The sequence below is a fragment of the Paracoccus marinaquae genome, from assembly GCF_018860165.1.
Classification (GTDB): Bacteria; Pseudomonadota; Alphaproteobacteria; order Rhodobacterales; family Rhodobacteraceae; genus Paracoccus; species Paracoccus marinaquae.
Map to the genome: position 1 here is coordinate 1 of NZ_JAHKNG010000081.1, position 5,703 is coordinate 5,703.

Below are 5,703 nucleotides of genomic sequence, written 5' to 3' on the forward strand. Positions count from 1 at the left end.
GAAACGTCCGGGAAGGGTTTGCGGCCCGCAACCAGTTCGCCATAATGTTCGGCGAGCGCTTCGCCGCTTGAGTATCTGAAACTGCATGGGCCGGATCAGATACACAGAGTTCCTGACACTCCCGCCGGTGCTGGCGCTGATCGCGGGCAAACGCGTGCCGCTATGGGCGCTGTGCCTGCCCGTGCTTGCTTTGCTTTACGCCTATGCCTTCGGCATGAGCCTGCGTTCTTTTGCGTCCTTTTTTGCCGGTATGGGCGCGGCCTTCCTGGTTGACCGGAAATGGTTTGCTGGCTTGGCGGCTTCGCGACTGGCTGACGTGATCGTCATGGCCTGTATCGCGGTTGTGCTACTGGTGCCGGTTCCGGCCGACGTTCTGTTCGTTGGCGGCGCATTTTGCCTGATCGCGGGTGGCTGTTCAATCATGGGGCTGCTGACCAGGCGGCTGACCCGCACGCTGGGCGAGGTGACCTATTCGATCTACCTGCTGCACGGGGTCTTGCTGTCGGCATTGGTCCTGTTCGTGATCGACCGGGATTTGGTCGCAGGAATACCAGCATATCTCTATAATCTGCTGGCCGCGCCGGTCACCTTCGTTCTGATCGGTATTTCCTTCTGGGCGTTCAAATATATCGAGGTGCCCGGAATGCAGCTAGGCTTGCGCTGTCGCAAAGGGCTTGTGCGGGCGGTGTCCTAGCGGCGTCGGTTGGGGCCAGATCACCGCTATGCAACAGGCCCCGCGAGTGATCGCGGGGCCTGCGCCCTCCCACGTCGCGGGCCGTATCCCCTCCCCGGTCCGGCCCGCTGGTGTTCGTCCGTTATTCCGCGATCAGTTCCGCCTGCCGCACGATGACCTCGGCCTGCTTGATCGAGGCGATGTCGACCAGACGGCCCTTGTAGACCGTGGCGCCGGCGCCCGAACGCTTGGCCTCTTCCATCGCCGTCAGGATCTCGCGCGCCTCGGTGACGGCGGCTTCGGAGGGCGAAAAGACCTCATTGGCGAGTGCGATCTGGCTGGGGTGGATGGCCCATTTGCCGACCATGCCGAGGGTGGCCGAGCGTCGCGCCTGGGCGACGAAGCCGTCCTTGTCGCTGAAATCGCCGAACGGCCCGTCGACCGGCAGCACGCCATGGGTGCGGCAGGCGGCGACGATGGCGGTCTGCGCCCAGTGCCAGGGATCGGGCCAGTATTTCTGGCCCTCGCGAACCATGTAGTAGTTTTCCTGCGTGCCGCCGATGCCGGTCGTGGCCATGCCCATCGAGGCGGCGAAATCGGCGGCGCCGAGGCTCATCGCCTGCATGCGCGGCGAGGCGGCGGCGATCTCCTCGACATGGCTGATGCCGGCGGCGCTTTCGATGATGACCTCGAAGCCGATCCGCTTCTGGCGGCCCTTGGCGCGCTCGACGGCGGTGACCAGCGCGTCGACGGCGTAGATATCGGCGGCATTGCCGACCTTCGGGATCATGATCTGGTCCAGACGCTCGCCCGCCTGTTCCAGCAGGTCGACCACGTCGCGATACCAGAAGGGCGTGTCCAGCCCGTTGATGCGCACCGACAGGGTCTTGCTGCCCCAGTCGATATCGCCGATCGCCGCAATGGCCTGCCTGCGCGCCGATTCCTTGTCGTCGGGGGCCACCGAATCCTCGAGATCGAGGTTGATGACATCGGCCGCCGAGGCCGCCATCTTCTCGAACAGCGCGCTGCGCGAGGCGGGGCCGAACAGCTGGCAGCGGTTCAGGCGGGCAGGGGGCAGAGGCTGGAGGCGAAAGCTCATTGCGAATCCTTGCGTCTGGACGAAACGAAGTTGCGGCACCCTTAGCGCAGCCCCGGAGGGGGTTCAAGCCGCCGCGCACCGTCGCATACCGGGATTGCCCCGACGTTGCTTCGGCTTGACGATGCGGGGCTTTCGGCGCAGGACCACGTGCGACAGCCGCAACCAGAGGACCCGACGATGACCCGAACCGTATATGTGAATGGCGATTACCTGCCCGAGGATCAGGCCACGGTGTCGGTCTTCGATCGCGGCTTCCTGATGGCCGACGGGGTCTATGAGGTGGTCAGCGTGCTGGATGGCAGGCTCTTGGACTTTGCCGGCCACATGGCGCGGCTGCAACGTTCTCTGGACGAGCTGGCGATGGCCAACCCGCTGAGCGAGAACGACTATCTCGACGCGCATCGCGCGCTGGTCGCGCGGAACGGCATCACCGACGGGCTGGTCTATCTGCAGGTGACGCGCGGCAATCCCGGGGACCGCGACTTCGCCTATCCGCCCGAGGGGACGCGGCCGACGGTGGTGATGTTCACCCAGTCGAAGCCGGGTCTGGCGGATCAGCCGGCGGCGAAGACCGGCTGGCGCATCGTCAGCGTCGAGGACCTGCGCTGGGGCCGGCGCGACATCAAGACCGTGCAGCTGCTGTTCCCCTCGATGGCCAAGATGGAGGCCAAGGCGCGCGGCGTCGACGATGCCTGGCTGGTCGAGGAAGGGAAGGTGACCGAGGGCACCTCGAACAACGCCTATATCGTCAAGGGCGGGCGCATCATCACCCGCGACCTGAGCCATGACATCCTGCACGGCATCACCCGCGCCGCGGTGCTGCGCTTCGCGCGCGAGGCGCAGATGCAGGTCGAGGAGCGCAGCTTCACCATCGACGAGGCGCAGGCGGCGGACGAGGCCTTCGTCACCTCGGCCTCGGCCTTCGTGATGCCGGTGGTCGAGATCGACGGCCAGCCGGTCGGCGCCGGGACCGTCGGCCCGGTCGCGGCGCGGCTGCGAGAAATCTATCTGGAAGAAAGTCGGAAGTCGGCGGTCTGAGGGCTGCGCAACGGCTGCGCGCGTTGCGTGATGCCATCTGCGGCGGCCAAGGCGCGGATCGTCAGCAATTGCTGGGGATCCGGCTGTGCCATGCGTACACCGGACAGGCACGGGGCGTGCACAGGCTGTACACCGCTTGCGCGCGTTGCGCGGATCGGACGCAACATCGGCTGACCCCGTTTCGGCGTTGACCCGTCCGGCCGACCCGTGCCGTTGCGCCGGGGGGCGATGTCACCGTCAGATCTGCGAAAGACTTTGTACGTTATCCGAGTTCTTGACGGCCAGTGATAATCACCCATATTTTGGTTGGGTAGTCATGCGCCGGAAAACCCCAGAGTGGCCCAAAAGCCGCAGGCGGAAACGCAATCATGGGCCGGGGGGCTACCCTACCTAAATCTCTGAAATGCTTGCGCTTGCTGTTGGGTGAGGTTGACCTGATCTAATGAAGGTAAAGTTTTTAGACCATAACTCGTGAAATTCCCGCGCCTATTGTAAATGTTGCCCATCAACTCATGCAGGTATGATGCCTCCACATTGCCGTAAGGGTCTGGCTCCATTGCTGCGGCAATGGCGCTAACGCCACAATCTGCAATCTGCAGTGCCGCAACACGAGAGTGGTCTTGGGCATCGACAGATGCAATGTCGATGACAGGCCAGTGTATTTGTGTTTCATGCCTGTCCTCAAGCGTTCCAAGTAGCTCCTGAAGCCGTCATAGCTAAGTCCGCCACGTCGCGAAAAAATGATCTTTGCCATTCCATTCCCTTCCTGAACGGAACGTCGCTTATCTCGGCATAACCAAGAAACACGTTCGATAAGGTAGCGAGTCAAGTAGAAATAAAGCTGATTCTTCTGCACAAATGTTTCGGCATTCGGGGTGTTCTTAAGGCCCAAGACGCATGAAAACCTAAGCGGCTGCCCAGCAATGATCTGACACGCACGGCGCTTCTGATTGTGGTTGAAATCCTTAAAGTGAATTTCTCTTTTAGACGAACGGGGACGACATTCTTGCCGAATTCGATCCCGCAGCGCTACTAACTCCAAGTCCCTGCTAGACCGGACGACGCACGCGCCTACTGCGAGCCAGTTAGACGCGCCGCCGCCGTCACCAGCATTCCTAAACTTCGTCATGCCGTCGTCGCCGGATTCGTCTATATATACGTTAAATGAATGCGACATCCGAGGAATAGATGACCGCCACGAGGCAGAGTCAACTCGACAAGTTCAAATGCCCACTTAACCTTCCTGACTGACGAATGGCATGACCGTCTCGATGGGCCGTCGCCCAGCTGTTCGGCGCCGAATGATCTATGCCGGTCCGTCGCCATCTGCTTGCGAGGCAAGCCGCGCCGCCTCGCGCAGGGGTTTTTCGGTCGGCTTGTTTCTCATCGCCCGTCGCCTTGATCGCCCTCATGCCCTCGGGAACCCGGCATTTCTGTGAGGCAGGTCCAGGGCGGGATCGGCCGGGAAAATCACCTCTTGCCGCTTTCAGCCACCCTGCTGTCATGTACTGTGGCCGGGCGCCGTGAAGGGCGGGACAGGGGACGTTTCCATTGACGGATGAAGAAGGTATGTGGCGCGAAGGCGGCCCCGGGTCTTTGATCCGCTGTCGCCGGTAAGGAAGAGGGACGTGGCCATCGACATCAACCCTGACAGCCGCCGCGATCTGATCGGGGTCGGATGGATGCTTGCGACGGGGCTGAGCTTTGTCGCCGTCAACGGAATCGTGCGCGGGCTGGAGGGGGCGCTGCCGGCGCCGCAGGCGGCCTTCATCCGCTTTCTGTTCGGCCTTGCCTTTCTGGTCCCGGTGCTGGTGCCGGCGCTGCGGCGCGGCTTTCCGCCCGGAACATGGGGCCTGTTCGCGGCGCGGGGCGGGCTGCATGTGGTCGCGGTGGTGGCGTGGTTCTATGCCATGTCGAGGATCACCGTGGCCGAGGTGACCGCCATCGGCTTCCTGAACCCCATCGTCGTCACCATCGGCGCGGCGCTGTTCATGGGCGAGCGGCTTGCGGCCCGGCGGGTCCTCGCCATCTGCGTGGCGCTGCTGGGGGCGCTGATCGTGCTGCGGCCGGGCCTCAGGCCGCTGGATCCGGGGCATCTGTCGCAGGTCGGGGCGGCGCTGGCCTTCGGCGCCTCCTATCTGGTCGCCAAGCGCCTGTCCGAGCGCGTGCCCGCCGCCATCGTGGTGGCGATGATGTCGCTGACCGTCGCGATCGGGCTGGCGCCGCTGGCCGCCGCGGTCTGGGTGCCGCCGACGCTGGCGCAGGTCGGCTGGCTGGGGCTGGTCGCGGTCTTCGCGACATTGGGGCATTACACCATGACCCGGGCCTTCGCGGCGGCGCCGCTGACCGTCACCCAGCCGGTAACCTTCCTGCAGCTGATCTGGGCCAGCCTGCTGGGCATCGCCGTCTTTGACGAGCCGCTGGACGGCTGGGTCATCTTGGGCGGCGGGATGATGATCGCCGCGATCAGCTATATCACCTGGCGCGAGGCGGCGAGGCGCGCCCAGGTGAGCACGCCGGCGGTGGGGGCGACCAAGACCTGATCCGTTTGCGTGGTGAGGGTGCCTTGATGCCCGCGCAGGTAGGGGGCGTCGATGGTCCGCGGCCTGTCCGGCACGGGTCGAATGTCTGCTTTGGTGGTGACCCGGTGCGGGCCTCCAGCGGCCGAGGTGATGATCGGCCACGGCCCGATCCATCCAGTCGGCCCGGGATGAGGTCGCGTCCCGCGGAACGCTGCAACTGGAACCGAGGGTTCTGCGGCGGTGGCGGGAGTGTCAGGAACTCTGTGTATCTGATCCGGCCCATGCAGTTTCAGATACTCAAGCGGCGAAGCGCTCGCCGAACATTATGGCGAACTGGTTGCGGGCCGCAAACCATTCCCGGACGTTTCGGC

General features: G+C 64.0%; 5 protein-coding genes. 3 read left to right on the top strand and 2 right to left on the bottom strand.

Annotation, left to right across the window (positions count from 1 at the left end; all coding sequences use genetic code 11):
* The first annotated feature begins 85 nt into the window (after positions 1–85).
* Entirely contained in the window at positions 86–694 is a 609-nt protein-coding gene (locus KNW02_RS19955; RefSeq protein ID WP_216034938.1) for a hypothetical protein, read from the top strand.
* 121 nt (positions 695–815) lie between these two features.
* Here KNW02_RS19955 and KNW02_RS19960 read toward each other — a convergent pair whose 3' ends face one another.
* Positions 816–1,772: an L-malyl-CoA/beta-methylmalyl-CoA lyase gene (locus KNW02_RS19960; RefSeq protein WP_216034939.1), complete on the bottom strand. Its 957-nt coding sequence runs from the start codon at positions 1,770–1,772 to the stop codon at positions 816–818.
* Positions 1,773–1,949: 177 nt separating this feature from the next.
* On the opposite strand from KNW02_RS19960, the gene KNW02_RS19965 reads away from it, so the two are divergent.
* Entirely contained in the window at positions 1,950–2,810 is an 861-nt protein-coding gene (locus tag KNW02_RS19965) for a D-amino-acid transaminase (protein WP_216034940.1), read from the top strand.
* Between the two features lie 505 nt (positions 2,811–3,315).
* Here KNW02_RS19965 and KNW02_RS21340 read toward each other — a convergent pair.
* Positions 3,316–3,987: a DUF3800 domain-containing protein gene (locus tag KNW02_RS21340; protein ID WP_431356779.1), complete on the bottom strand. Its 672-nt coding sequence runs from the start codon at positions 3,985–3,987 to the stop codon at positions 3,316–3,318.
* A 451-nt stretch (positions 3,988–4,438) separates the two neighbouring features.
* Between KNW02_RS21340 and KNW02_RS19975 the strand changes: the two genes are divergently transcribed.
* The gene (locus KNW02_RS19975) at positions 4,439–5,353 is read left to right on the top strand and encodes a DMT family transporter (protein ID WP_348524805.1); all 915 of its coding nucleotides are present in this window, start codon (positions 4,439–4,441) and stop codon (positions 5,351–5,353) included.
* Positions 5,354–5,703 lie beyond the last annotated feature (350 nt).